The sequence below is a fragment of the Nocardia niigatensis NBRC 100131 genome (genome assembly GCF_000308655.1).
In the GTDB taxonomy this organism is placed as follows: domain Bacteria; phylum Actinomycetota; class Actinomycetes; order Mycobacteriales; family Mycobacteriaceae; genus Nocardia; species Nocardia niigatensis.
On record NZ_BAGC01000048.1, the window covers coordinates 103733 to 128730 of the forward strand.

Below are 24998 nucleotides of genomic sequence, written 5' to 3' on the forward strand. Positions count from 1 at the left end.
AAGCGGAGGAACGGAGGGAGGTAAGACCGGGGTCACAGGGCCGCGAACAGCCGGAGCGAAGCGGAGGCTAATTGGATACAGCCTTGTCCCGAGCCTTGCGACGGGAGATCTCGCGCTGACGGTCGTTGGCGTTCAGGGTGACCTTGCGGACACGCACGATCTCCGGGGTGACCTCGACGCACTCGTCGTCGGTGCAGAACTCCATCGCGGACTCGAGATCCAGCTGCAGCGGCTTGGCCAGGGTCTCCAGCACGTCACCGGTGGCGGACCGCATATTGGTCAGCTTCTTCTCGCGGGTGACGTTGATGTCGAGGTCCTCGGCACGCGGGTTGATGCCGACCACGTGGCCCTCGTAGGTGTCGGCGCCCGGCTCCACGAAGAACTGGCCGCGGTCGGCCAGCTGGATCATGGCGAACGGGGTGACCGAGCCGCTGCGGTCGGAGACCAGCGATCCGGTGTGGCGGGCGCGGATCTCGCCGGCCCACGGGGCGTAGCCGTCGAACACGGCGTTGGCGATACCGGTGCCGCGGGTCTCGGTGAGGAAGTCCGTGCGGAAACCGATCAGACCGCGCGAGGGGACGATGAACTCCATGCGCACCCACCCCGCGGAGTGGTTGCTCATCTGGACCATCTTGCCCTTGCGGGCCGCCAGCAGCTGCGTGACCGCGCCCAGGTACTCGTCCGGGCAGTCGATGGTCAGCTCTTCGAAGGGCTCGTGCACCTTGCCGTCGACGGTCTTGGTGACCACCTGCGGCTTGCCGACGGTCAGCTCGAAGCCCTCGCGGCGCATCTGCTCGACCAGGATGGCCAGCGCCAGCTCACCGCGGCCCTGCACCTCCCAGGCGTCCGGGCGGCCGATGTCGAGCACGCGCAGCGACACGTTGCCGACCAGTTCCTGGTCCAGGCGCGACTTCACCATGCGGGCGGTCAGCTTGTGCCCCTGCACCCGGCCGACCAGCGGCGAGGTGTTGGTGCCGATGGTCACCGAGATGGCCGGCTCGTCAACGGTGATGCGCGGCAGCGCAACCGGGTTGTCGACGTCGGCGAGGGTGTCACCGATCATGATGTCCGGGATGCCCGCGATGGCGACGATGTCACCGGCCACGGCCTCCTCGCCGGGCTGACGCTCGACGCCGATGGTCTTGAGCAGCTCGGTGATCTTGACGTTCTTGACGCCGTCACCGTGCATCCAGGCGACGTTCTGGCCCTTCTTCAGGGTGCCGTTGTGGATGCGCACCAGGCCGATTCGACCCAGGAACGGGGAGGCGTCGAGGTTGGTGACGTGCGCCTGCAGGGTGGCGTTCGGGTCGCCCTTGGGGGCGGGGACGTACTTCATGAGGACCTCGAACAGCTCGTCGAGGTTCTCCGCGTCCGGCACCTGGCCGTTGTCGGGGCGGCTGGTGGAGGCGACGCCCGCGCGGCCGGACGCGTAGAGCACCGGCAGGTCGAGGGCCAGCTCGGCGGCCTCGGAGGCCTCGTCGTCGAGGTCGGAGGCCAGGTCCAGCAGCAGGTCGTGGGATTCCTCGACGACCTCTTCGATGCGGGCGTCCGGACGGTCGGTCTTGTTGACCACCAGGATCACCGGCAGCGAGGCCGCGAGAGCCTTGCGCAGCACGAAGCGGGTCTGCGGCAGCGGACCCTCGGACGCGTCGACGAGCAGCACGACGCCGTCCACCATGGACAGGCCGCGCTCGACCTCACCACCGAAGTCGGCGTGGCCGGGGGTGTCGATGACATTGATGACGGTGACCGATCCGTCGGCGTTATGCCGGTGAACAGCGGTGTTCTTGGCGAGAATGGTGATGCCCTTCTCGCGCTCGAGGTCACCGGAGTCCATCACTCGGTCGACGAGTTCGGCGCGTTCGGCGAACGCACCCGATTGCCGGAGCATGGCGTCGACCAGTGTTGTCTTGCCGTGGTCGACGTGCGCCACGATGGCGACGTTGCGGAACTCGACAGACGACACGTTTGATTCCTCCTGGTGAAAAAGTCTGTTGCCGACCCGGATGGGTCTCATGCGTGGGGCTGCCTACTACGAGACATGGCGAACTCCACCGGGCATGCGGCGAGCTACACATTACCGGGCGGACTTAGTCACATGGTTACTGGGCTGAGGTTAGGTTAAGCTAACCAACATGGGCAAGGTGAAGGCCAAGGACGTCTCGGGTCTGAAACCGAAGAAGAAATGCTGCCGCAAGAAGACGCGGTGCGTGAAATGCCCTGTCGTCATCATGCGCATGAAGAAGGCCGAGGCCTCCGGCTGCTGCGGCAAGGAACTCGAGAAGTGCCTCAAAGCCGCGCGGGCGGCCTGAATCCGGAGTACACCGGACTTATGAGTCCTGCGCTGCTCTCCGACGACGACATCGCCAAGGCCCTCACCGAACTGCCCGAATGGACCCGCGAGGGCGACAGCATCACCCGCACCATCGAGGCCCCCTCGTTCCTGGCCGGCATCGAACTGGTACGCCGGGTGGCCGCCGCGGCCGAGGCCGCCGACCACCATCCCGACATCGATATCCGCTGGCGGCGGGTCACTTTCGCGCTCTCGACCCACTCCGCGGGCGGTCTCACGCCACTGGATACGGCTCTCGCTCGCGAGATCGATCGGCTGCACGCTCAGGGCTGAGCCGCCCGGCCCGGATCATCCAGGCGAAGAGCGCCAATACACCGATCGCGTTCGCCGCGCCCAGCCAGGCGAGGTAACCCGGACGCGAGATATCCCACATCGACTTCTGCAGCGTGCCCAGCATTCAGGGCACGCCGATCCCCGTTACGAACAAACCAGTACGCGGCCATCAGGCGCGCACCGGCGGCCTCGCGCAGCGGGCCGTACAGCAGCCACAGGATCAGCGGGATCAGGCACACCCAGTGGTGCGACCAGGAGATCGGCGAGGCCATCGAGCCGAACAGCTGCACGATGATCAGCGTGCACAGGCGATCACCGGAACCCAGTGCGCGCCAGGCGAACAACGCGAGCACGGCCGTCACCGCGACGGACGACTTCCACAGCAGCCCGGACCCGATATCGTGGCCGGCCAGCCGGCTGAGCGCCCCGCGCAGCGACTGATCGATCACCGGACCAACGGGCCCGATGCGATGCGGGTCACCGACCAGTTCCCCGAAGTACCTGTCGGTCTCCCGCGGTGTGAGCAGGTAGGTCAGGCCGATGGTCCCGGCGAACACCACCGCCGACCAGATCACGGCGAGCCACTGGCGGCGCGCCGTGAAGTACAAACCGGTCGCCGCCGGGGTCAGCTTGACGCCCGCACCCAGGCCGACCAGCGCGCCCGCAGCCAAGTCCACGAGGATACGGTTGCTGGGCCAGAGCAGCGCCCACAGCAGGGCGGACCAGCACCGAGATGCCGAGAGCGGCGGCAGCCAGGCGGAAACGTCGATTCACCGCACGGACTTTCGGGTCGCGTCGATCACCGACCGGAATTGACGGCTGGCGCGCGGGTAAGCGTAGCCGGACCAACGAATACGCCGCGCTCCCCGAAAACTAAGGGCACCAACAACATTGGCAGTGTGAACCTCACACCGAGAAACTCATCTCACCGATCACACGGCGCTTGCTCAGGGGACCGATGGACCGGCCGCCCGGGACTGAGCCGGCCCGCCCGGATGATCCAGATGTAGAGCGCGAGTACGCCGAGCACGTCCACCGCGCCCAGCCAGGACAGGATGCCCGGCCGCGAGATGGTCCAGATCGAGTCCTGGAAGAAGCCCAGCACCCAGGGCACGCCGATGAGCGTGACCACCAGCCAGTAACCGGCCAGCAACCACGCCCCCGCCACCTCCCGCAGCGGTCCGTAGACCAGCCACAGGATGACCGGGATGAGCCAGATCCAGTGATGCGACCAGGAAATCGGCGACACCATCAGCCCGAACAGCTGCACGATGATCAGCGTGCCCAGCCGATCGCTGGAATCCAGTGCGCGCCAGGCGAAGAACGCGAGCACGGCCGTCACCAATGCGGCCGCGATCCACACCGGCCCCGACACCACGTCGTGGCCGAGCAGGCGGCTCAGCGCGCCGCGCAGCGACTGATTGGTCGCCGACCCGACCGGCCCGATGCGATGCGCGTCGCCGAGCAGCTCCCGGAAATACTTGTCGGTCTCACCGGGAGCGAACAGGTACGTCAGCAGGATGGTCCCGAAGAACACCAGCGCCGACCAGATCGCCGTGAACCAGCGTTTGCGCGCCGCGAAGTAAAGCCCGGTGACGGCCGGGGTCAGTTTGATGCCCGCCGCCGCGCCGACCAGCGTGCCCGACACCCACCAGCGCGTGCTGCGCACCGCGATCATGGCCAGCAGCACCAGGAACACATTCACCTGGCCGTAGTCGAAAGTCGACCGCACCGGCTCCAGCCACATGCCGATCGCCGTCCACGCCACCGCGGCGGTGCGCCAGAATTGTTCACGCATGGCCTCGCGACCCGCGATCATCTCCAGCGCGAACCACACCACTGCGAACAATGCCGCCACCGTGGCCAGCAACCATCCGATGGCTACCACGCCGAACGGCAGGAAATGCAGCGGATAGAACACCAGCGCCGCGAAAGGCGGATAGGTGAACGGCAGCGGAAAATCGGGCGTCTTACTGGAATCGGTGTAGTCGTAGAGGTTCCCACCGAACAGATTCGCCGAGCCGTCCACATAGACGTGCAGGTCCACGAAGTTCATGCCATTGGGCAGGAACAGGACCCACACCAGACGTGCCAGCACGGAAATACCCAGTGCCGCGGCGGCCATGTGGAAGTGTCGATTCACGGCACTGTCTTTCAGCTCGGTCGGGTCACCGGCCGGGTGCACGGCTGGCGAATGCGGCTTACGGGCCTCGCTACTGCGGCGCTATGGCCCCGGCAAGCGTAGTCGCCCGCGGAATGTGCCGCGCAGCGCGGACCCTCCGCTGTAACATTTGCATCACTGACCCCATCCGTAACACGCAGTCCGGTCGGTGGTTCGATAGCGTCAGCTGATCTAGTTCGCCAAGATCACACCGCGGCTGTACAACAAGGCAGCCCGGTCCCTAGAGTGGCGCGGAGCGATGGCTCCATCGCCGCTAGATGTCCCTGAAGGTAAGGACGGCTACACCAGTGCTTCGCACCCGAGGATCGCGGTTCGCAATGTCCGCGTTGGCCCTGGCGGCCTGCGCTACCGTCGCCGTGCCGACGGCCTACGCGAAGCCCGCGCCTGCTCCCCAGAGCACGTCGATTCCCATGATCCCCGAAGGGGTTCCGGTCGACGCGCTGGCCTCGCTGGTCCCCGCCATCATCGGCGCGGCCACCGGACCGGCGGATATCGCCGACGCGGGTCCCAAGAACGCCATCCTCGCCCAGGCCAAGCAGTTGCTGGAGAACAGCAACCTGCCGCCGCAGGTGAAGACCACGCTGCTCGCGGTCATCACCTTCCTGGACGGCAGCGGCGGTGGCGGCCCGGACATCCCGAAGGATGGCCCGGTCATCTCGCAGTTCCTGTGGCCGACCATCGGCAAGGGCTGCATCTCCTCCTCCGCCGACTCGGTGGGCACCGCGCTGGCCGTCGGCGGCCCCGCGCAGCTGCCCCCGCCCGGACCGGCGCAGGGCCAGGCCGGATTCGTGTTCACCGCGCTGGGCACCAAGCAGCCCACCGATGTGCAGCCCACCCCGATGACGGTGCAGTGGCTGAACCTCGACACGCGCGCCACCGGCACCCAGAACCTGACCAATGACGCGCACATCAACCCCGACGGCCCGGCCACCCTGTCGGCCATCGCCGACACCGGTTCGGGTCGTGTGGTCGCCATCGTCTCGGGTTCGCTGACCACCCAGGCCGATCCGGAGTCGCAGCCGATCACCTGCTCCTTCCTGCCGACCATCGGATTCTTCACCGTCGCCTAGCGGTACCGCCTCTCCGAATATTCAGCGGGCGGCCGAGAGCCGCTCGCTGTCAGGCATCCGTGCCGGCGGTTGAGAGACGAACCGATTTCGGACGTACCCGGTGAGTTACTCCGAAACTCACCAAATCAGTTGTCACGTTCCGTGCTGCCTCGGGGTGCTGTGTGGTAGACCGACACTATGGCCGCTGTGACCAACCCCGTGCGGGGACTGCATTCGCGCCGGTCGATCCTCTCGATACGTTCGGAGGGATCGATCCTGTCGATCGGCTCGGCCTATTCGATCCTGTCCATCGGCAGCGTGGGTTCGGTGCTGTCGATCGGGTCGGTGGGCTCGTTCGGCTCTCTCATCTCCTCGGCTTCCTTCGGCAGCCTCGGCTCCGCCTTCTCGGCGCTGTCCCGCTGGTCCCTGTTCTCCTGGAACGGGAATGGCGAGGTCTTCGCCGACGGTAGCGGCGAGCGGGAACACAACGATCCCCACCTCATGCTCCGGGTCGTCCCGGAGGAACCGGACCTGGCCGCGGACCCGACCTGCCACTGCCAGACCTAGCCCGGCCGCCTTTCAGGCGGGTTTCACCACCACTGCCCGTACTGCGGGGCCAGTACGGCATTGACGTCCACGGAGACGCCGTCGACCTCGCGCTTGTCGATCTCGAACTGGTGCAGGGTGGCGGCGGGGTGGACGTATCCCTTCGGGGTGCCCCAATTGTGCTGCCAGAACATGGAACACAGGCCCGCGTCGCGAATGTTGTCGATGGTCGGCGAGTTGGCGTAGACGCCGGTCCGGCCGTGTCCGATCACGGTCTCCCAGCCGCGCAGGTACGGCTCGATGAACTGCTCGAAATCGTCGTCGCCGGGGTTGTCGTCGATGGAGGCGTAGATGGGTGCGCTGTCGGGCCCGCCCGCAGCCTTGTGCAGGATCAATCCCCGTGCGGCGTGCTTCAATCCGGCCGCGTAGCCGCCGCGCCAGTCGGCGGTCGGGCCCTTGCCGAACTGGTAGCAGGACACCACCGTCAGGCCCGCGGCGCGTAGAGCGTCGACCTCCCGGGCGAGCAGCGGTTTGCCTTCCATCCATTCCGCGCCGGGCCGCCGGTCGGAGACGTATCGGATGACGCCGAGATGCCCGTCGTCGCTGATGGATTGTGCGGAAGGGACGCCGCCGGCGTAGTCGAGGAGGGTGCCGAGCTGTTGCCTGGCGGCCGCGGTGGCGGGTGGGAGGGTCAGTCCGGCGGTGATTCCGGCGGCGAGAGCCGTGGCCCCGGAGAGGAAGTTCCGTCGATTGACATGGGCAATACGCATCACGGGCTCCTTCGCACACACTCGCTGGTCGAACATTCCGGTCGTGACGATTGGGAGAGGGAATCTCACCGGTGACCGGTTGGAACTACTTGCGGCGTGCCCGGCGCACCTTCCCCGATGAAAACAAGATCATCCGTGCGCCGGGAGCCCTGAACGTGACCTCATTTCACCATATTCACATTGGAATCGCCAGGCTCATCGAGCACATCGGCACCATATGTCACATCGGGGCGAAACCGGGCAACGACCGGCCGATAGCGAATCAAGAGCTATCGAATTGCCGTGGCGGCGGACCTCAGACGCGGGTCGAGTCCAGCCGGGCGCCGACATCGATGGTCCGGCGCGACACATCGGCCACCTCCGCCCGCACGACCGTCGCCACCTGGGCCGCGATCTGTTTGCGCATGCCGGCCAGCTTGCTCAGCGCGGCCGCCCGCCAGCCATCGGCGGTCATCTCCAGATCGATGTCGCGGGCCCGCGGCGGCACCGCGTCGATCACGATCAGCAACGGCTCGGCGGCCCGTGCGGTGAGGGCCACCGGCACCTGCACCTCGGCGCGATAACGGTTGGTCTTGAGCACGTCCACGGAGATGTCGAGGCTCACCGGAATGGTCAGATCGAAGCGCACCAGCGCCGGATCGTGAGAGTTCGCGAGCGCCTCGGCCGCCGCGGCGGTTTCGGCCGCGGCATTGGGCAGTTCGGCGATCCGCGGCTCGGGCATCGGCGTGACGGTGACCGGTCCGGCGGCGGCGACCCGGGGCAGTCGCACACTGCCCTGCACCCAGACCTCGGCCTTGTTGCCGGGACCGGTGCGCAGCGGACCGACCGCGATGGGCCTGCCCGCCATGGATTCCACGACCTGCCGCACCCGTTCCGCGGTGACGATGCGCGCGAAGAACCGGCGGCCGAATTCGTCATAGCCGATCCACTCGTGGGTGGGCCGCCCGCGGTAGGCCGATTGGGTGCCGTCCATGATGGCCTGCACGTCGAAGGTGCGGCCACGCTGCGAATCCGCGTCGGCGAGAATGGCGTTGATGCGATTGGCGACCTCGCGCTGCACCAGTTTGGCGATGGGGTCCAGCAGCAGTTCCCAGGCCGTGCCGATGGCCTGCGCGCGCATGACGAAGCTGACGTCGCGCCCGGTGACCGGGGGAATGTCGATGACGATGAGCAGTGGATCGGCGGTGCGGGCGTGCATGGTGAGGTCGATCTCCACGACCGCCTCCAGCCGCAGCCGCTGCCCGCCGAGGGTGACGTCGACCCGGAGTTTCACCGGGAGCATGACGTCGAAGTGCACATGCGGCCCGCGCCGGATGACGGTGGGTTTGCCGATGCTGCCCTTGGCCACGAAGCGAGCCAGGCCCGCGGGCCCGATTCCGAAGGGGCCGATGGTGATACCGCGCCCCGCCACGCTGGAGACCGCTGATTCGATCCGGGTTTCCGTCACCGCCGCCGCCACGAAACGTTCGCCGAATTCGGCGTAATCGATCCAGGTCGGTTCCTCGGGCGACGTCATCCAGCTTCTTTCATCGGCGGGCGGGGACCCCTGTCCTGCCGATGAGGGGGCAGCAGGACAGGGATCAATCGACGACGCTGCCGGGCGCCGCCGAAACCCATCGTAAGCGGAAGGTGCGCTCAGTAGTACACCCCGCCCCGCGTGTTTCCAGAATGTGGAATCAGCGTGTTCCCAATCGCCCGAATCCGACCAGCCCCGAGGTGCCGGATGGGCGGAATTCGTGGATCGCGACACCGCCGGATTCGCCGGCCTCATTGCCGCCCACCGTGGTGATGGTATCGGAATCCGCTGAGATCACAATATTGGTGTGCTGATGGAACACACTGGAATCCGAGTACATCACCACATCCCCGGCGCGCGGTAGATAACCGTTGTTCGCCTGTTCGAAACGGTGCTGTCCTCGGTAGTACTCCTCCAGGGTGTATACGCCGGGAATCCGCCAGGATCCGGAATTCGGATTGCTCAGCGGTTGTCCGGACGCGCGCATCACCCAGCTGACGAAGTCGGCGCACCAGGGTTCGTCGATACCCTCGGAGTATTTGTCCCGGCCGCTCTGTTCGTCGAATTGCTGTCGCAGCACCTCGACCACCCGGGTCTGCTCCGGAGTCAACCCGGCGGAATCGATCTCCGGGAAATCGTGCAGCAGGCGTCCGTCCAGCTCACGCGGGCCGTAGGGTTCCTCGTGCCGGTGTTGGTGCTGCCACCACCGCACGCCGAGTACTCCCCCGGCGCTCAGCGCCGAAATCACCACCAGCGCAACGGTGCTCATGACCAGCCAGCGTCGCCGTCTCCGCTGCGGGCGCTCCAGCTCCAGTGTCATGCGTCCTCCCCCGTTCCGGTCGCTCGCCGGCCCTACCAAGTAGGACGTTCCATCGGACCGCGGAGTTCCCTCAGGATCGGCGCACCAGCCGGCTGCGGCCCATCGGCCCGAGGCGGCCGGCCTGCATGAGCCCGGCGCCGCGGGGCGCGAGTTCGGCCAGCTCGGCTTGCAGCCGGGCCTGTAGTTCCTCGGCCGCGGCCCGGTGGTCGGCGGCCCGCTCGTGGTCGCCGAGGTAAGTGGCCAGCTCAGCGAGGACGTAGTCCATGGGCCCGAGCACCGAGGCGCCGGTCTCCAGCCCGCAGACCGTGCCCGCGTACGGCAGCAGCTGCTGGTAGACGCGCAGCGCCATGGCCGGATCGCCGAGGGCGATGGCGAGGCGGGCCTTCACTCCGGTGAAGGTGGACCAGAACTGCGGGGCCAGCGGCGGCGCGGCGGCCAGCACCCGGCGGGCCTCCTCGGGGCGACCCGAATGCACCAGTGCCAGTGCGTAACCGTGAACGAACAGTTCCGGTTTGAGGGCGGTCCGCTCGCGCAGATCGTTCAAGTAGACCGACATGTCGTTGCGCAGCCAGCCGATGGATACCGCGATGCCGACGTGCAGTGCGTTCGGGTCGCGGGTCGGTTCGGCCGCGCCCTCGCCGGAGTGCGCGACCAGGACGTCCAGCTCCCCGGAGCCCGCGCCGAGCATGCGCAGCACCTCATCGGTGTTGCCGCGCAACAGTTCCAGCACCATGCCGAAGGGGGCGATGGCGTCCAGCAGGTGCCGCAGCTGTCCATCGGTTGCGTATTCGCCGGCCCGGCCGGCGTGTTCGGCGGCGGCCACCAGGTCGGCGTCGGCCAGGGTGGCGCGGAACAGCAGATAGTGTGCGAGCGCGCGGAATTCGGTGAGTTCGGCCGCGGTGGACACCTCGAGCAGCCGGGTCGCGTACCGCCGGAGGTCGTGGGCGCGCAGGAATCCGCCCGCCGCGAAGGCCGCGAACGCCTGTGCGTTGAGGACGGTGCACAGCAGATCCGGATCGTCGAGGGGTTCGGCGAGGCCCATGGCCGCGCCGGCCAGGATGCGGGCCGCCGAGGGGTCCTCGACGGCGCGGTCGAAGACGGCGGTGACCTGCAACAGGATTCGCGTGCGCGCCGGCAGGCCGATATCGGCGCCGGCCAGGCGCAGCGGTTCGCGGATGCGCAGGTCAGGGGTGTGCCAGTCGTGCACCGACCAGATCAACGGTGTGGGCCAGCAGGTCACGGCATGGGCGAGCAGCTCGTGCCCACCGGGTGAATCGGTTGTCGCGCCGAAGGATTCGGCCAGATCCAGCGCCAGCTCCCGCGCCGTCCGCGCGGCGATGTGCTGGCCGTCGTAGGCCAGCGCCACCACCAGCTCGCAGCGCGCCTCGAGCACCGCCAGCCGATCCGTGCGCGCGGCCCCGGCGCTCGCGTGCCCGGCCAGATCGTGCAGCGCGAGCACCGATCGCCACCGTCGCACGGCATCGGCTCGCATCCGCCGCTCCACGCACCGTCGCGCCGCGGCCCGCACGTACGGCAGTGCCACCGTGGCGGTTTCGGCGTCCGCGCCCAGCGCCGCGTGGTGGGCGAGGGCGTCGATGTCCCGCCCGCGCGGTACGTGCACCGCATCGTGCACGGAACTCTTTCCGGCATCGACGAATTCGAGCAACAGCCGGTCGGATCCGGTGAAGACGGGAGCCGTCGATCGGATCGCCGCGTCCGCTTCGGCCTGACGGTCCGCCGCCAGCTCGTCGGCCCCGCGGAGGGCGGCGAGCGTGCGGTCGTTGCGGCGCGCGACCCGGGGCCGCGGCGATCCGAGCAGTGCCGCGACCAGATGGTCGGCGCCCCACAGCGCATTGAGCACTCGATTCCCCATGCCCGGAACGTCTTCCGGCTCGGTCGCGGTGGCAGCGGGCCCGTCGTCCTGGCCGGCCGCGATGATCGTTCCCGGTGCGGTGACGCCCGGTTCCGGATCGCGGCGCAGGTATTCGAAAGCGGCCCAGTGCATTCGGGTGCGACGCAGGGTGGGGAGGTCGTAGTAGACGGTTTCGCGGACCAGGGCGTGGTCGAAGGTGACGCGGCCGGCCCGGTCGGTGCGCAGCAGGCGCGCGGATTCGGCGGCGGCGACCAGGTCGATGACCGTGTCGGCGGGAAGGTCGGCGGAGGCGGCGAGAGTGGCGATGTCGCTGTCCTCGCCCCAGACCGAGAGGTGGCGCAGCAGGTCCACGACGTCGGCGGGGAGCTGGCCGATGCGGCGTCCGATCAGGTCGCGCACACTGTCGGGCAGGCCGTCGGTGGTGCCCTGGGCGGCAACGAGTTTGGCGAGTTCGCGCACGAACAGCGGGTTGCCGCCGGTGCGGCGGCGCAGCAGTTCGACGGTGCGGTCGTCGAGGTCGGTGAGCCCGGCGGCGGCCGCGGCGCGGCGGGTGCCGGCCATGTCGAGGCCGTCGAGTTCGAGGCGGTCGGCGGTGAACAGGGCGAGGGCGGCGGCGGTGTCGCGGACGCCGGGGCCCGCCTCGGTACCGCGCAGGGTGGCGACGATGAGGATCGGACGATCCCGCAGCCAGTTCACGACCTGCCGCAGTACCTGCAGGGTGGCGGTGTCGGCGCCGTGCACGTCCTCGAGCACGATGGCGATCGGTGCGCCCGCGGAGCGTTCGCGACAGGAGCGGACCACGCGCCGGGCCAGGGTGAAAGCGTCGGCGGCGGTGAAGGTTTCGGGGTCGGCGGCGTCGAGGCCGGTGAGCACTTCGGCCCAGGCCCAGGCGGGCGGCGCGGATTCGACCTCGGGGCAGCGACCGAACACGGTGGCCCAGCCGCGGTCGGTCAGGTGAGTGGTGAGGGCGGTGGCGAGGGTGGTCTTTCCGGCCCCGGCCTCGCCGGAGAGCCAGACCAGTCGCACGTGCCCGGCGGACGCGGCGTCGGCGGCGGCCAGCACGGCGGCGCGCTGCGCGGCATATCCGCTGTCCGGCAAGGGTTCCGGGGCCCGGAGCGGCGCGGGTTCGGCGGGCCGCGCGGGGGCGGGCGGGGTGACCGTCTCGGTGTCCACCGAGTGGGTGAGGATGGCGGTCTCCAGCTCCCGCAGTCCCGGACCGGGATCCACCCCGAATTCGAGGGTGAGGAATTCGCGGCTGCTACGCACGGTCGCGAGCGCGTCGAGCGACTGTCCCAGCCGGTACTGCGCGACGGCCAGCAGCCGCGCGCATTCCTCGCGTCCGGGGTGCTCCTCCAGGATGGGCCGCAGCGCCAGCACCACCTCGGCGGGCCGGTTCAATTCCAGCGCGGCCTGGGCGCGCAGTTCGGCGGCGGTCAGGCGCAGGGCCTGCAGACGGGCGGCCTCCTGTGCCGCCCAGGGCATTCCGGGGAAGGATTCGAAGGCGCCGCCGTGCCAGCAGGCCAGGGCGGCGTCCAGCACCCGCACCTGTTCGAGTGGTTCGGGTCGCCCGGCGGGGTCGCGCATGGCGGCCTCGTGCCCGTGCAGCAGTTGTTCGAAGAGCCAGGAGTCCACCTGGGAGGGTTCGAGATTGAGCGCGTACCCGTGGGATTCGGACACGATGACGCGGGAGTGCGCCCGTCGCGGCCGGTCCGGCTCGAAGACCCGGCGCAGGTTGTGGATGTACACCTGCAGCGCGGCAACGGCTTTGGCGGGCGGATCACCGTGCCAGAGGTCGTCGATGAGCCGCTCGGTGGGCACCACCCGGCCACCTGCCGCGACCAGCCGTCCCAGCACCGCGCACTGCATCGGCGCGCCCGGCGGCACGCGCTGTTCGTCGATGCTGATGTGCAGTGGGCCCAGCACCCCGATCCGTATGAGCGCCATGCCGCTGTGCGACCCCCGAACCCACCTCGAATAAAACCAAACAGGATCCTCTCAATATGACAGAAATTCTGCGAGAGTACCCAGTCTTGTGACGGGACTTAACTCGATACGAAGACGCTCCGAAGAGTTGTCCCGCACACTGTCTCGGGTGTTCGACCCCTCTCCGCCGCCGGCCGCCGATCTCGCGGTCCTGCACAGCCTTCCGCATCCGGCCTGTCTGCATGACGGCGGCTATGACGTGGTGGCCGCGAACGACGCCTTCCGGAAGCTGTTTCCAGGTACGGGTCCGGGCGCGAACCTGATGACGGCGATCCTGCTGGAACCCATGGCCCGCTACCGGCTCGGTGACTGGGAGGCCGAGGCGCAGGTCATGGTGTCGGCGTTCCGGGCCGCCGCCCCCGAACTGCGGCCGGATCGGGTCGAGGAGATCGTCAATCTGGCCCGCCGCTCCCCCGACTGGGATCGGCTGTGGCACAGCCATGTGGTGCCGCCGGAGCCGCGCGAGCGCACGGTGCTGATGAACGATCCGCTGACCCGCCGGGAACGCCGGATGTACGTGCAGACCTTCGAGTTCCAGTCACCGCAGCGGCCGTGGTGGCTGCTGACGGTGGTGCCGTTCGACTAGCCGGCTCAGGCTTCCGCGGCGGGGACCTCGAACCAGCCGTCCTCGGGTTCGGCGTAGCCGTGATACATGAGCGGGATGCGCCGGTCCACGCCGAAGTGCTCGTAGACCGCGAGCATGGTGTTCCGCACGGCGAGGTCATGGAAGTCGTCGATGCGCCGGGGGCCGAGCCAGTGTTCGGGGAGCAGCGCGAGCCGGCTCATCTCATCCGGATCGTCCATGTCCAGTCCGATGGGGCCGGGGTCGACGATGAAGTGATCGTGCAGCACCGCGTGCACACCGTGTGGGTCGTGCTGTCCGGGCCCGAAGGCGAGGAAGCGGGTGCGGATGGCGGGTGAGCCGTGCTCCTGCAACCAGTCGATGAGGTGCGGGTTTGGACGCGGAATCGAGCTGGCGGACAACGGGGTTTGCTCCAGCAGGTGCAGCACGCTGGCGCCGACCACGCGCGGTTCGGGGACGAGGAACAGGCTGAGCACGGGTGATCCGGACAGGCTGTCGCAGAGGCAGACCTTGGTGCGCATGGGGTTGGGCATGCGCCTCTCCTTACGCGGGAGGGGTTGCTGGCTTCGTCATCCGAATCATGCCGGCTCGCCGAGTTACCAGACTCGGACAGATCTCTCCTCGACGCCCGACCGGTGCAACATCCGGAATTATAGTCGCCGGACATCGATCGGACCGACCCCTCTTTCGGTCGATCCGATCGGCCCTCCGGGGTGCTGTACGGCCCGGTTACGCGCCCACGAGACGACTGCGCGTGCGCTGCCGGGCCGGCAGCGCTGTCAGCTGCCCTTCGATAGTGGCCCGGACAGTTTGCCACTCCTCGTCGAGGATCGAGTAGAAGGCGGTGCTGCGCACCTCGCCGTCGAGTCCGCGCGAGTGCGCCCGGCGCACGCCGTCGCTGGTCGCGCCGAGCCGCTCGATCGCCATGCGGGAGCGGAGATTTCGGACATCGGCCCGCATGGCTATGCGCCGGACCCGCCATATATCGAATGCGTGCTGCAAAAGCAGCAGCTTGGACTCCAGATTGACGCCGGAGCCGCGCGCCTCCGGGGACAGCCAGGTGTTCCCGATCTCGGCGGCGTCGGGCACCGCGAGCAGGGGATCTCCGGTCGGCATGCCGTGCACCAGCGGCCACACCACCGGGCCCTGCCAGTAGTCGAAACGGGTGAACCGGGTCGAACCCAGCACCCGCCCACTGGCGACGGCGATGATGGCGAAGGCCAGCGAGGTGCCCGACGCATGCCCGGAGAGCGCCTGGGCGATGTATTCCAGTGACTCGTCCACACCGTGTGGGACAGGTGTGAACCCAAAATCATCACGGTTCCCCGCAGCAGCCTCCGCAAGCCCCGAAGCATGCTGTGGCGCAAGGGGTTCCAGCCGTACCAGACGGCCGGTCAGAGTTACGGGTACGGGCACGTTCCCTCGATCTTTCAGGGGCGGTCGGGGGCTCGCGTCAGGCAATGGCCGCCCCGGCCACATACTCCGGAATCGACGAACCAGCCCTGGCGCGCCAGTAGCAGCATCGGATAGTGGGATGAACGATAGCGGAACACCAGCGCACCGCGCCGCAGGCGGCATGTAAATTTCATGCGCTCTACCGCGCGTCGCACGGAAGTTTCACAGGTGTCTTACAGCCTTTCCGGAGGAGGCTTCCGCTACCCGCTGGCGATCCCCTTTCAGGCCGCCGGAAATGCGAATACCTATGCGCTGGAAGGTATTACTACGCCGGTCCGCGGCGCCAGAAACCGTCGTGTACCGCCCATGCCGCGGCGAGCTCGATCGGACCGGCGACCGGCACCGTGCGCTGACCCGCGGCGAATACTTGACGGCACGGCAGCGCCATGGTCGGGTTCTCCGGATCGGCACCGGTCAGGGCCAGGAGCTGGTCCTCGCCGAGGGCATAAACCACGCGCCCGACATTCCCCCAGTAGATCGCGCCCGCGCACATCGCACAGGGTTCGGCACCGGTGTAAAGCGTGCAGCCACGCAGAAACTCGGCATCGAAGGCGACGGTCGCCGCGCGCACCAGATTCGTCTCCGCGTGACCGGTCGCGTCACGCCCGGTGACCACCGTGTTCTCCGCCTCCAGCAACACCCGTCCATCGGGGCCCGCCAGTACCGCGCCGAATGGGTGATTGCCGTGCTCGCGCGACCGCCACGCAATGGCGACGGCCGCCAGCAGATTTCGGATGTCGTCCTCGGTCGGCACGGGCCGGTATCCTTCCCGTTCTCGGTGCCGATGATCTTGGCACAGAACAACTTCCATCGCCGGGAGGGTCCGAGCCGGACTTCAGCGGGCGGTCACCGTCAGTTGCACGGTTCCCTGCCCGGGAGCGGCCCTGAGCTCCAGCAATCCGGCATCGGGCGCGGACATGACATCGGCGCCGTCGACCTGGACCTGATAGCCGTTGGGATAGTCGCCGGCGGGCAGAAACACCTCGGTCCGGGCGTCACTGGCGAAGGGCCGGCCCGGGTCGACCGGCGCGGTGTCGTATCGGAGGGTGAAGGTCGCGGTGGCCGGGTCGTACTGCCAGCTCTGCGGCGTGCCCGCGACCGCCTGCGGGTACGGGCGCACGACGCCGGCGCCGGGGCTCATCAGGTTGGCGCCGGTGGGAGGCGCCTGGGGATGGGAGGGCAGCTGATTCTGGCTGTAGGACCACAGCATCCACGAGGCCATGTTGTCGTCGAGGCTGCCGGTCACCCGGGCCAGAGTCGCCTGATCGTCGGTCGCGCCGAATTCGGTCACCAGTCCGACGGTGCTCTCGGCGCGGGTGCTGTCGAAACCGTTCGCCGGGCAGGTGTGGACGGGTCCGAGGCAGTAGTCGTGGAAGCTCATCCCGGCATTGGGGTCGCCGGTCGGATCGGGCATGCGCACCGGCGCCCCGAAGTCGGTGGTCAGGAAGGGTTCATAGAACAGCAGGTGCCGCTGGTCAGCCTGCCGGATGGCCTGCATCGCTTTGCCTTCGAAGGCGGCCAGCGCGTCGCGCGAGAAGTCGGGGCATCCGTCCGCGAGGCACACCGGATACCTGACGCCCGGCCACGGCTCGTTGACGAGGTCATAGCCCAGCACATAGGGCTGGTCAGCGAAGTATTGCGCCACATGCGACCACATCGCGGCGTAGTGCTCCTGCACGCCGATGCCGTCCGAGGCCGGATGGTCACTCCAGAAGTTGGCCCAGGTCCGGTTCTGCGCCGGACTCAACAGATACGCACCGGCCAGGCCCAGATTCGGCGGCATCGGGAGACCGTCGGGAAAGGCCGCCCAGTCCGGGAAGCCGCTCCAGCTCGCCCCGACCAGTTCGTTGAACCCGTCCTGATGGGAATCGACCAGGGCGTAGATCCGGTGCCGGGCCAGCACCTGCTGGGTCTGCTGGATCTGCGCGATGTAGTCCTCGTCGTAGACGCCGGGCTGCGGCTCGACCGCGCTCCACGCGAATCCCAGCCGCACCACATTGAACCCGTTGTCCGCGAGGACTTGCGCGTCACTGTCCCCGAACCCGCCCGCCGCCGGGAAATACGGCGGGTACTTGTAGACGAGATTCACACCGTGCAGGGTGATCACCCGCCCGCCCTCGTCGGTGAGCCACCGGCCCACATGCCCCAACTCCGACGCACTCGGCGTCGCACCAGCGGGCGCGGCCAGGACGGGTGTCACCGCGGCCAGCAGCAACGCCGCCGCACCGAGACACCGCAGCGCCGAGACAGTACCGATCAACGCGACGGACCAGGAAGACCAGCGATTATGTGGCACATGCATGGACCGTAGTAGCCGACGACCTTCTTACGGGGTTCCGATGTCGGCGCGCCGCCAGCCCTGCACGACAAAGCCCCGCCCGGATCATCCGCGCATGTGCCCATCTGGACTCGTGTGGGTGGGTCCGGGCTCGACCGTACGATCTGCGGGTGTAGCTGGATCTGGCCGATCGCGGCCTGGCCGAGCCCATTCAGATCACTCGCAGAGTCGCACCATGTTCCGCTCCTCAAGCGTCAGGACCGTGCGGCCACCACCTCAGTCGCCACCTCGAGGAAGTTCGGGTCGGTGACGGCCGGGACCAGGATGAACTCGTCGCACCCGGCCTGCTCCGCGCCGTCGAGAATGTCGGCGAGCACCTCGGGACTCGATGCCCGCGCCGAGGTGGCGACCATCTCGGCCAGCTTGGGTCCGAGGAAGCCGAGGTAGCGAGCGGTGAAGGAGCGCAACGCTTCTGATGCGTCGGTGACGCCCAGGGCGGTGAAGCAGCCACTCACCTTGCGCGGGGTCGTCGCACGACCGGCCTCGGCCCAGCAACGGTCGGCGAGCTCGCCCACTTTGGCGATTTCGTCGGCGTTGCCCGGGATGCTGAAGCCGGAGATGCCATCGGCCCACCGCGCCGCCCGGCGCATCGCCTTCGGACCCATCGCACCGGCGAGGATGATCGGTCCACCCGGCTGGACGCACGCCGGCCCGACCGGGTCCGCGCCCTCGAACGGTGGCTTGCCGTCGAGCAGTGCTTTCAGCTCGGCGACCTTGTCATCGAGCTGCTGGTGCCGCCCCGTGAAATCAGCGCCGAGAGCGCGGTAGTCGTGCTCGCGACCGCCGACGCCGACAGCTACCTCGAGGCGGCCGTTCGCGAGTTGGTCGAGCGTGCCGATCTGCTGGGCGACCATCGCCACCGGGTGCTGTGGAAGCACCCAGAGGTTCGCCAAGACCTGCACCCGCTCTGTCACCGCCGCGCAGGCGCCCAGCGTCGCGACCATCTCCGGATTCGAAAACGTCACCCGCTCGCCCACCGAGACGCTCGAGAACGGGCCCGCGTCGATTCGCCGGGCCCAGTCGAGCGTCGTACCCGGTCCGTACCCGGGAGCCATCTGCGGAAGTGCGACACCGATCTTCATGTGGTGACCCTCTCAGAGCCACCTGGCCCCCGTCAGGCGATCTCAATTCAGACAAGGGATAGCCACCAACCGGCTGAGCGCCACTCGGCCGCCAACAGTGCGCGCTCATGCCGAATGGCGTGCGACCGGTCAAATCCCGCACAATCCGCTGTAGAAAGGCAATTTCGCGCCAATTCCTCAGCTGTAGTGAACGTTTAGAACAGGTGGATTGGCCGTGCATGTCCGCGTGGCAGCGCACTCTCCTGCCGCATAGCGCGCTGCGCAGTTCGGACAGCGCCGCACGGCGAAAGATCAACCGGCCGTTCGGTTCTGAGCACATACGCAGGCCACCCGGTCGGCCGGGCGACGTGTTACGCCGAGTCCGCGCCGACGCGGTCCCGTAGATGCTCAGGGGACATGAACTGCCATCCCACCGACATCCCGTGCCTAACCGGCACTCACCGCACCTAACCGGCTAACAACACTCTGACCTCAGCAGATGGCACGACTGCATGATGCTCCACCCATCACCTGACGAATGGACACCCGTGAACACACCCACCCGCGTCGAGCCGTTCCCCACCCCACAGCCCAGTTACCTGTCGGCCGCAGACGCGCCGAAGAAGCAGAAGAAATGGGTGTGGCTGGTCGGCGCCCCCGTACTGGCTCTCACCCTGGCGGCACCCGCATGGAACGGCGCTGCGGCCGCGGCCGAAGTCGCTCAGCCGGATATCGCGGCGCCCGTATCGACACTCGTGGTCGAATTCTCTCCGGCCAAGCAGGACATCACCTCCAGCCAGCGCAACGCCATCCGGTCTGCCCAGCAGTACCTCGACTACTCTGCCTTCTCCCGCAGCGGTCTGATTCACCAGCTCGAGTACGAAGACTTCTCCACCGCAGACGCTACGTTCGCAGTGGACAGCCTGAATGTGGACTGGAACGAGCAGGCGGCAAAGAGCGCCAAGCAGTACCTCGAGTACACCTCGTTCTCTCGGTCCGGACTGATCGATCAGCTGGTATACGACGGCTTTACGCGCGCCCAGGCCGAGTACGGGGCCAATGCCTCCTACTGACAATCTCTTTCGGCGGTAGACCCTGTTGGCGAGAAGCGAGCACTGCGGCGCGCGGCCGGTCGTAGTGCTCGCGTGGGCGCGGCGCGTGGGGTTTTCATCACCACCAAAGCGTTCACGTCGGGTGCCCGGGCTAAACCGGTCTGGCTTCAGTCAGCGGGAGTGAGCGATAATGCCGCTTACGGGGCGGCTCGGGTCGGCCGAGCCGCGGGCCGGCCGAACGCACCCTCATGCCGAGTTTCGGATTGCCCTCTTAGTGGGTTGGGGCTCTGCGACTTTGGATCTCTACCGGACCCACACGATCTCTCCACACTTGGTCGACGGATCGGACACAACTGGTCGATACAGTGACCGCGTGTCTACTCGTGATACACCGTGGAATCGCTGGAGCCGTTTCGCGTACCTATTGCAGGTCGTTGCCGTCGGCGCGCTGGCTCTCGCGTGGGCGGCGATCGTGGTCGGACTGTTCTCTGGCCGGGGAGTGGATCCACGGTTCGAGCTCGAAGCGGGCGGCCGCTTCGAGGCCAACCTCGCGGTCTATTGGCCGTTCCTGCTGGTGATCAGCCCGCTGCTGGCCGTCACTGGCCTTTTCGGGCTGTTGCCATACCGGTTCGCGCCTGGCGGCACCATTGTGGGTGGGGTAGTTGCCAGTCTTTTCGCTCAGTGGGTGGGAACCGAGCTGTACTTGTCCGACTACAAGCGGGAGTTACCCGGACGCCTCGAAACGAGCTTCGGCGCTGCGTGTTTCGCAGTTGCCGTAGCGTTCACGGCAGCTTTCTTGCACTTGTATAGCAACCGATCCGGTCGGACGCGTGTCGCTTCGATTCGAGGCGGAGCAGTGCTGGCGGTCGCCATTCTCGTCAGTGCCTGGGTCACGATTCCGCCGCTGATCGCGGGCAGTGGCACTCCGTCCGGTGTCCTGGCTGGGTTCGTCACCGACCCCCATTGCGGCAGGAAAGTGTCGGACTGGACCGACGAGGGACGGGCGACCGTCTACAAGGGCGACGCGAGAACACAGTCGTATCCGCCGAAGGATATGCCCGACATTCGGTTCGGGGTCGTGGTCACACTGCGTAACGGCACGGGCAGCGTCGAAACCACCCCGCCGACCGCGATCTCGTTCCGAGACGAGCTGCCATTTCGTTCGGGTCCGCCGGCAACCGAATTGCTGCTGTCTCGGCCTAATACAGGCAACGGGTTCGCGTTTACTCGCATACGCGATCCGAAGTGTGAGACCGGCACTAGCCGGGTGGTTTCGGCGACCTACATCTATGACGACTACGGCAGAACGAACACGCCTCAGATTCGGGGCACGGTATCTCGTAGCGAGTAACGCGCTGGCAGGGGTGTTTGATAGGCGGCGCTGATCTGGATGTCCGCACATGCCGCGTCCCGCGCGTTCTGCTCTGGCGGTTCGCTGAGACCGCGGCATCGTGAGGGATGGCTACCTCTCCCGACCTCGATGTCACCTTCGCCGGTGACGACCTCGTGCTCCGGCTGGACGCCCTGGCTTACCTCGCCCGCTTCTCCGCGGTGTCGAGAATCCACACGAAATCCGATCTGCGCCTGTACTTCTACTGGTGCACCGACCACCAGCTCACTCCGCTCACGGTGGCGAGAACCGAGGTCGAGCGGTACATGCGATGGATGCAGGAAGTCCGCCGCTTCAAACCCGCGACCGTCGCCCGCCGGCTGGCCGTGGTCGCCGGGTTCTACCGCACCTGCGTCATCGATGGCGTCCTGGACCGGTCCCCGGCGGAGTACGTGCGCCGGCCGCGGGTATCGAACGAGTCACCGACACTGGGACTTTCGCATCTGCAGTTCGAGGCACTGCTGCCGGTCAATCTTGACGGCCCTGTAATGCCGCAACCGCTCTGACCGAACCGGCCAGCGCGGGGCATCGGAAGATCGACTGGCGGTGGCGGTCGGCCGAGCGCACTTGATGCCGGGTGTCGCGCAGTCCCATTCGGCGCTCCGGTCGACGACATCGGGGTGGGCGAAAACTCTCTGGCATGGTCGGGGCCTGCCGTCACCGGCACTGCAATTGCCCAGCAGAACGGGCTGTGGCACAGTCGGTTCCAACTGGTGACAGCATTGGGGAGTGTATGCCGAAGTGGTGGGGGACGGCAGCGCTGTGCCTGACGGCAGGATTGGTGTTGGCGGGCTGCGGATCTCAGGCCGGCTCGACGGGGCCGAACGGGTCCGAGGTGAACGTCGATCCGAGCAAGCTGGATGTGGGGAACTACCCTACGAATCCGCAGCACATGGACCGGCCTGCCGGTCGCGACCAGGCGCGCCAACTGGCGGGTGAACGGCTCGCGGACCACCTGGCCCTGCCGGCCGATGTGGATCCGCGGTTCATCTATCAGCTGCCGGGCCGGCCTGTCCCGCCCACCGACTACTCGCTCGGCTTGGATCCCGAAAAGCAGAACATAGTGGCCGGTTTCGAGGAGATCGCCTACTCGGCCGCGGACTGCGCTGTCGGCATCGCACTCACCACCTATGTCCTGGTCATGGCCTCGGAACAGGACACCTCCGCAGCGGTCGACCTGCTCGCCGCGTCAAAGCCGGACGCGGCATACGACGGCTCGGCAACCCAACTACCGGTGGACCAGCTACCGGTGAACCTCCCGCACCATCCACAGGTGCGGGCATGGGCCGGCCCGCACACTGCACTGCGGGCGGCGGCCACCGACGGCAGACTGCTGATCGTCACCAAGGTTGTCGACGAGGCCCTCACCGAGCTGGGCGAACCGCAGGACCTCGATGCTCTCGCGACCCTCGCCGGCAAGAACATCGATGCGCAACTGGCCGCGCTGCACGGGTATTCACTGCCCACCGCCGACTCCACCATCGAGGCTCCCGCGGATCCCGACGACATGCTTTCGCGCGCACTACCGATAGTCGACACCAGCGGCCCGACCGGCCTTGAGCTCTACAACGATCACGGCGCACTGCTGGCCACTCCCTTTCCCGTGGCCGAGGGTGATCTTTTCCGCGAGACCGGAACAGATCGAGTCGCCCACGCCGGCACCGATGTGCTGCGTGCCCGTGATGTCGCGGCAGCACAACGTCTGCGGGACAGCAACTTCCAGCTATTTCGGGGTAGAGCCGAGTACTCGCCGCCGGAAAAGATCTTCGTCTCGGCCGATCCCCCGCCTGGGGTGCCCGGAGCGCGCTGCCTCATGACAAAGTCATGGGACAAGGTCACTTCACCGAGGTTCCTGTGCGCGGTATCGCGTGGCCGCTACGCCGCCCAGGCATGGTCGGATCAGCTCATCGACGCGCAGCAGCAGATCGCGGCTCAATACGTGAGATTGGCAGCCGCAGAATGAATTCGACCAAGCTCGTGCGCCGACGGTGCCGAACGGCGGTCGCGGTCGCCGCGGTCATCGGCGGAGTAGTCTCGATCACCGGCTGCAGCACAGGGATCGGTGGTCGGGCCACACCCGGCGAACTCGACGTCCGCACTCTCGATGTGGGCGGCATGGCGACCGAGCCGTTCGATCGCCCGATGCCCGGCTCGCACAGCTTCGACCATGGGATCCAGCTGGCCACGATGCGCTTGGCCGACCACACCATCACCGGGCGGGATATCGATCCAGCCCTGAAATACAGTCTCATCAGCGCGCCTACGCGGAACGGATCGTCCTACGACCTGTTCTGGGCGCCCGGGTTGCAGGCACCCGACACCTCCGAGGTTCTGGAGCGCGAAAAGATGCTGTTCGGCTACACCTACCAAGCCACCGACAGCGCGGATCAGATCCTCTGGGGAGAGCCCCGCCCCGCCGGGGCGGAGCAGGCGACGATCACGGTCCTGCAGTTCCCCGACGAACAGACCGCAACCCGCAGCGCCCAGGAGATCACCGACGCGGAATTCGATACCGCCGCAGATAATCAGGCCGTGACGCTTCCCGCTCACCTCCAGGCGAATACCTTCCAGGAGCCGAACCAGCCCGATATCGAATCGACGCTGGCGCACGGCTCCTATGTCGTGAACCTGGTGATCCGAGGCAAATCCTCGGATCCGGCAACACTATCGACGTTGGCGGACAACGCATACACCGCCGAGCTGCCGATGCTCGACGGGCTACCGCCACTGTCGAGCCGGGAGATCCTGGTGCAGGACAACGATTCCAACGGCATGCTGCGCCGTACCCTGCAGGCCGGCACGATCCTGAGTCCACGGTTCGCCGACGAGGCGACCTTCGGTCTGCAGGGCTACCTGCACAGTCAGCACGATGTCGAGTGGACCGCGGGCGTCATGACGGCCGCCGGCGCCGACGCTTTCGGATACAGCGATCCCGACCAGGACCGCACCATCACCACCCGCACCCGCGACGATGCGGCCGCCTCGAACCTGCTGAACGCACTGGCCGGTCAACCCGGACTCAAACCGGCCATTACCCCGACGCAGGTACCCGATGCCCACTGCTTCGAGGACACCGCGATGCGCGACAACCGGAAAGACCGGATCATCTGCTTCGTCCGCTACCGCCGCTACGTCGCCACGATCCGCAGCAGACAGCCGGTCGACGCCGATCAGCGCGCCGCCGCGCAGTACGCGCTCCTCGCGAACAGTCAGTAGTCACGAGCGCGCGAGCACCTTACGCCCGCCCGCAGTGCTCGCTCATGCCGAATGCCGTGCGACCGGTCAAATCCCGCACAATCCGCTGTAGAAAGGCAATTTCGCGCCAATTCCTCAGCTGTAGTGAACGTTTAGAACAGATGGGTTGGCCGTGCATGTCCGCGTGGCAGCGCACTCTCCTGCCGCATACCGCGCTGACCGAACCGGCCAGCGCACGGCGCCGGCGAAACGATTGAGCCCCCACCCGCACACCGGATGCAGGCTCAGCAGAGTCTCTACCAGAAGCGATGCAAGCGCTGCCCTACTTCTTCCCAGACGCTAATCCGCTTCGGAACTCGACCCCATTGACATCCAGTATCTGCACGTCAAGCGCTCTGTCCAGAGCTCAACCCACGTTCCGAAGCCGAAAAACCTCTGTACGCGACTCGCCGCCGGCACCGCCTCCAGACCGCCCCTCCGGCCGCATCGATCTCAGTGGATCGATCGCCATCGAGACGATGAACGGCGTCATCCCCACCATCCCGGTGGAGGCCCTGAG

General features: G+C 67.4%; 22 protein-coding genes. 10 read left to right on the forward strand and 12 right to left on the reverse strand.

Annotated features, from left to right (window positions below):
• Positions 1-67: 67 nt before the first annotated feature.
• On the reverse strand, positions 68-1966 hold the full coding sequence (gene typA, locus ON33_RS23335) for a translational GTPase TypA (RefSeq protein WP_040861175.1): 1899 nt from the start codon (positions 1964-1966) through the stop codon (positions 68-70).
• 169 nt (positions 1967-2135) lie between these two features.
• On the opposite strand from typA, the gene ON33_RS42325 reads away from it, so the two are divergent.
• Both ON33_RS42325 and ON33_RS23340 read left to right on the forward strand, forming a co-directional pair.
• Positions 2136-2312 (forward strand): hypothetical protein, encoded by a 177-nt coding sequence (locus ON33_RS42325; protein ID WP_085996833.1) that lies wholly within the window; start codon positions 2136-2138, stop codon positions 2310-2312.
• Positions 2313-2332: 20 nt separating this feature from the next.
• Positions 2333-2626: a 4a-hydroxytetrahydrobiopterin dehydratase gene (locus ON33_RS23340; protein ID WP_040861176.1), complete on the forward strand. Its 294-nt coding sequence runs from the start codon at positions 2333-2335 to the stop codon at positions 2624-2626.
• Here the strand turns inward: ON33_RS23340 and ON33_RS23345 are convergent.
• A complete protein-coding gene (locus ON33_RS23345; RefSeq protein WP_051152678.1) occupies positions 2617-3303 on the reverse strand; it encodes a glycosyltransferase 87 family protein in 687 nt (228 codons plus the stop codon). The two genes, ON33_RS23340 and ON33_RS23345, sit on opposite strands and share 10 nt — an antisense overlap.
• Before the next feature lie 248 nt (positions 3304-3551).
• A complete protein-coding gene (locus tag ON33_RS23350; protein WP_373281057.1) occupies positions 3552-4784 on the reverse strand; it encodes a mannosyltransferase in 1233 nt (410 codons plus the stop codon).
• Positions 4785-5125: 341 nt separating this feature from the next.
• Here ON33_RS23350 and ON33_RS23355 point away from each other — a divergent pair, with 341 nt between their 5' ends.
• A complete protein-coding gene (locus ON33_RS23355; protein WP_051152680.1) occupies positions 5126-5878 on the forward strand; it encodes an Rv1157c family protein in 753 nt (250 codons plus the stop codon).
• A 177-nt stretch (positions 5879-6055) separates the two neighbouring features.
• Complete coding sequence (locus tag ON33_RS23360) at positions 6056-6424, forward strand: hypothetical protein (protein WP_040861178.1); 369 nt, start codon at positions 6056-6058, stop codon at positions 6422-6424.
• Positions 6425-6447: 23 nt separating this feature from the next.
• Here ON33_RS23360 and ON33_RS23365 read toward each other — a convergent pair whose 3' ends face one another.
• The 4 genes from ON33_RS23365 to ON33_RS38455 all read right to left on the reverse strand — a co-directional run bounded on the left by ON33_RS23365 (position 6448) and on the right by ON33_RS38455 (position 13326).
• Positions 6448-7173, reverse strand: a complete 726-nt coding sequence (locus ON33_RS23365) for a DUF1906 domain-containing protein (RefSeq protein ID WP_040861179.1) — start codon at positions 7171-7173, stop codon at positions 6448-6450.
• A 295-nt stretch (positions 7174-7468) separates the two neighbouring features.
• On the reverse strand, positions 7469-8689 hold the full coding sequence (locus ON33_RS23370; RefSeq protein ID WP_040861180.1) for a hypothetical protein: 1221 nt from the start codon (positions 8687-8689) through the stop codon (positions 7469-7471).
• Positions 8690-8849: 160 nt separating this feature from the next.
• Positions 8850-9503: a CHAP domain-containing protein gene (locus ON33_RS23375; protein WP_373281058.1), complete on the reverse strand. Its 654-nt coding sequence runs from the start codon at positions 9501-9503 to the stop codon at positions 8850-8852.
• Positions 9504-9579: 76 nt separating this feature from the next.
• Positions 9580-13326: an ATP-binding protein gene (locus ON33_RS38455; protein WP_051152682.1), complete on the reverse strand. Its 3747-nt coding sequence runs from the start codon at positions 13324-13326 to the stop codon at positions 9580-9582.
• A gap of 148 nt (positions 13327-13474) precedes the next feature.
• Here ON33_RS38455 and ON33_RS38460 point away from each other — a divergent pair, with 148 nt between their 5' ends.
• Positions 13475-13951: an MmyB family transcriptional regulator gene (locus tag ON33_RS38460; protein ID WP_051152683.1), complete on the forward strand. Its 477-nt coding sequence runs from the start codon at positions 13475-13477 to the stop codon at positions 13949-13951.
• 5 nt (positions 13952-13956) lie between these two features.
• Here the strand turns inward: ON33_RS38460 and ON33_RS23390 are convergent, their stop codons facing one another.
• From ON33_RS23390 to ON33_RS23410, 5 genes are all read right to left on the reverse strand, one after another.
• Positions 13957-14481, reverse strand: coding sequence for a hypothetical protein (locus tag ON33_RS23390; RefSeq protein ID WP_040861181.1), 525 nt, complete (start codon positions 14479-14481; stop codon positions 13957-13959).
• Between the two features lie 196 nt (positions 14482-14677).
• Entirely contained in the window at positions 14678-15526 is an 849-nt protein-coding gene (locus ON33_RS23395) for a GNAT family N-acetyltransferase (RefSeq protein WP_306307522.1), read from the reverse strand.
• 142 nt (positions 15527-15668) lie between these two features.
• The gene (locus ON33_RS23400; RefSeq protein WP_051152684.1) at positions 15669-16157 is read right to left on the reverse strand and encodes a nucleoside deaminase; all 489 of its coding nucleotides are present in this window, start codon (positions 16155-16157) and stop codon (positions 15669-15671) included.
• Positions 16158-16238: 81 nt separating this feature from the next.
• Positions 16239-17663 (reverse strand): cellulase family glycosylhydrolase, encoded by a 1425-nt coding sequence (locus ON33_RS23405; RefSeq protein WP_040861183.1) that lies wholly within the window; start codon positions 17661-17663, stop codon positions 16239-16241.
• Between the two features lie 272 nt (positions 17664-17935).
• Complete coding sequence (locus ON33_RS23410) at positions 17936-18823, reverse strand: LLM class flavin-dependent oxidoreductase (RefSeq protein WP_040861184.1); 888 nt, start codon at positions 18821-18823, stop codon at positions 17936-17938.
• 527 nt (positions 18824-19350) lie between these two features.
• Between ON33_RS23410 and ON33_RS23415 the strand changes: the two genes are divergently transcribed.
• The 5 genes from ON33_RS23415 to ON33_RS23435 all read left to right on the forward strand — a co-directional run bounded on the left by ON33_RS23415 (position 19351) and on the right by ON33_RS23435 (position 24460).
• Positions 19351-19875: an Ltp family lipoprotein gene (locus ON33_RS23415; protein ID WP_040861185.1), complete on the forward strand. Its 525-nt coding sequence runs from the start codon at positions 19351-19353 to the stop codon at positions 19873-19875.
• A gap of 352 nt (positions 19876-20227) precedes the next feature.
• Complete coding sequence (locus ON33_RS23420) at positions 20228-21205, forward strand: hypothetical protein (RefSeq protein ID WP_157184683.1); 978 nt, start codon at positions 20228-20230, stop codon at positions 21203-21205.
• Positions 21206-21312: 107 nt separating this feature from the next.
• Entirely contained in the window at positions 21313-21750 is a 438-nt protein-coding gene (locus tag ON33_RS23425; protein WP_051152685.1) for a site-specific integrase, read from the forward strand.
• A 329-nt stretch (positions 21751-22079) separates the two neighbouring features.
• The gene (locus tag ON33_RS23430; RefSeq protein ID WP_040861187.1) at positions 22080-23207 is read left to right on the forward strand and encodes a DUF7373 family lipoprotein; all 1128 of its coding nucleotides are present in this window, start codon (positions 22080-22082) and stop codon (positions 23205-23207) included.
• Positions 23204-24460, forward strand: a complete 1257-nt coding sequence (locus ON33_RS23435; protein WP_040861188.1) for a DUF7373 family lipoprotein — start codon at positions 23204-23206, stop codon at positions 24458-24460. Before ON33_RS23430 ends, ON33_RS23435 begins: the two co-directional genes overlap by 4 nt.
• The last annotated feature ends 538 nt before the right edge of the window (positions 24461-24998 follow it).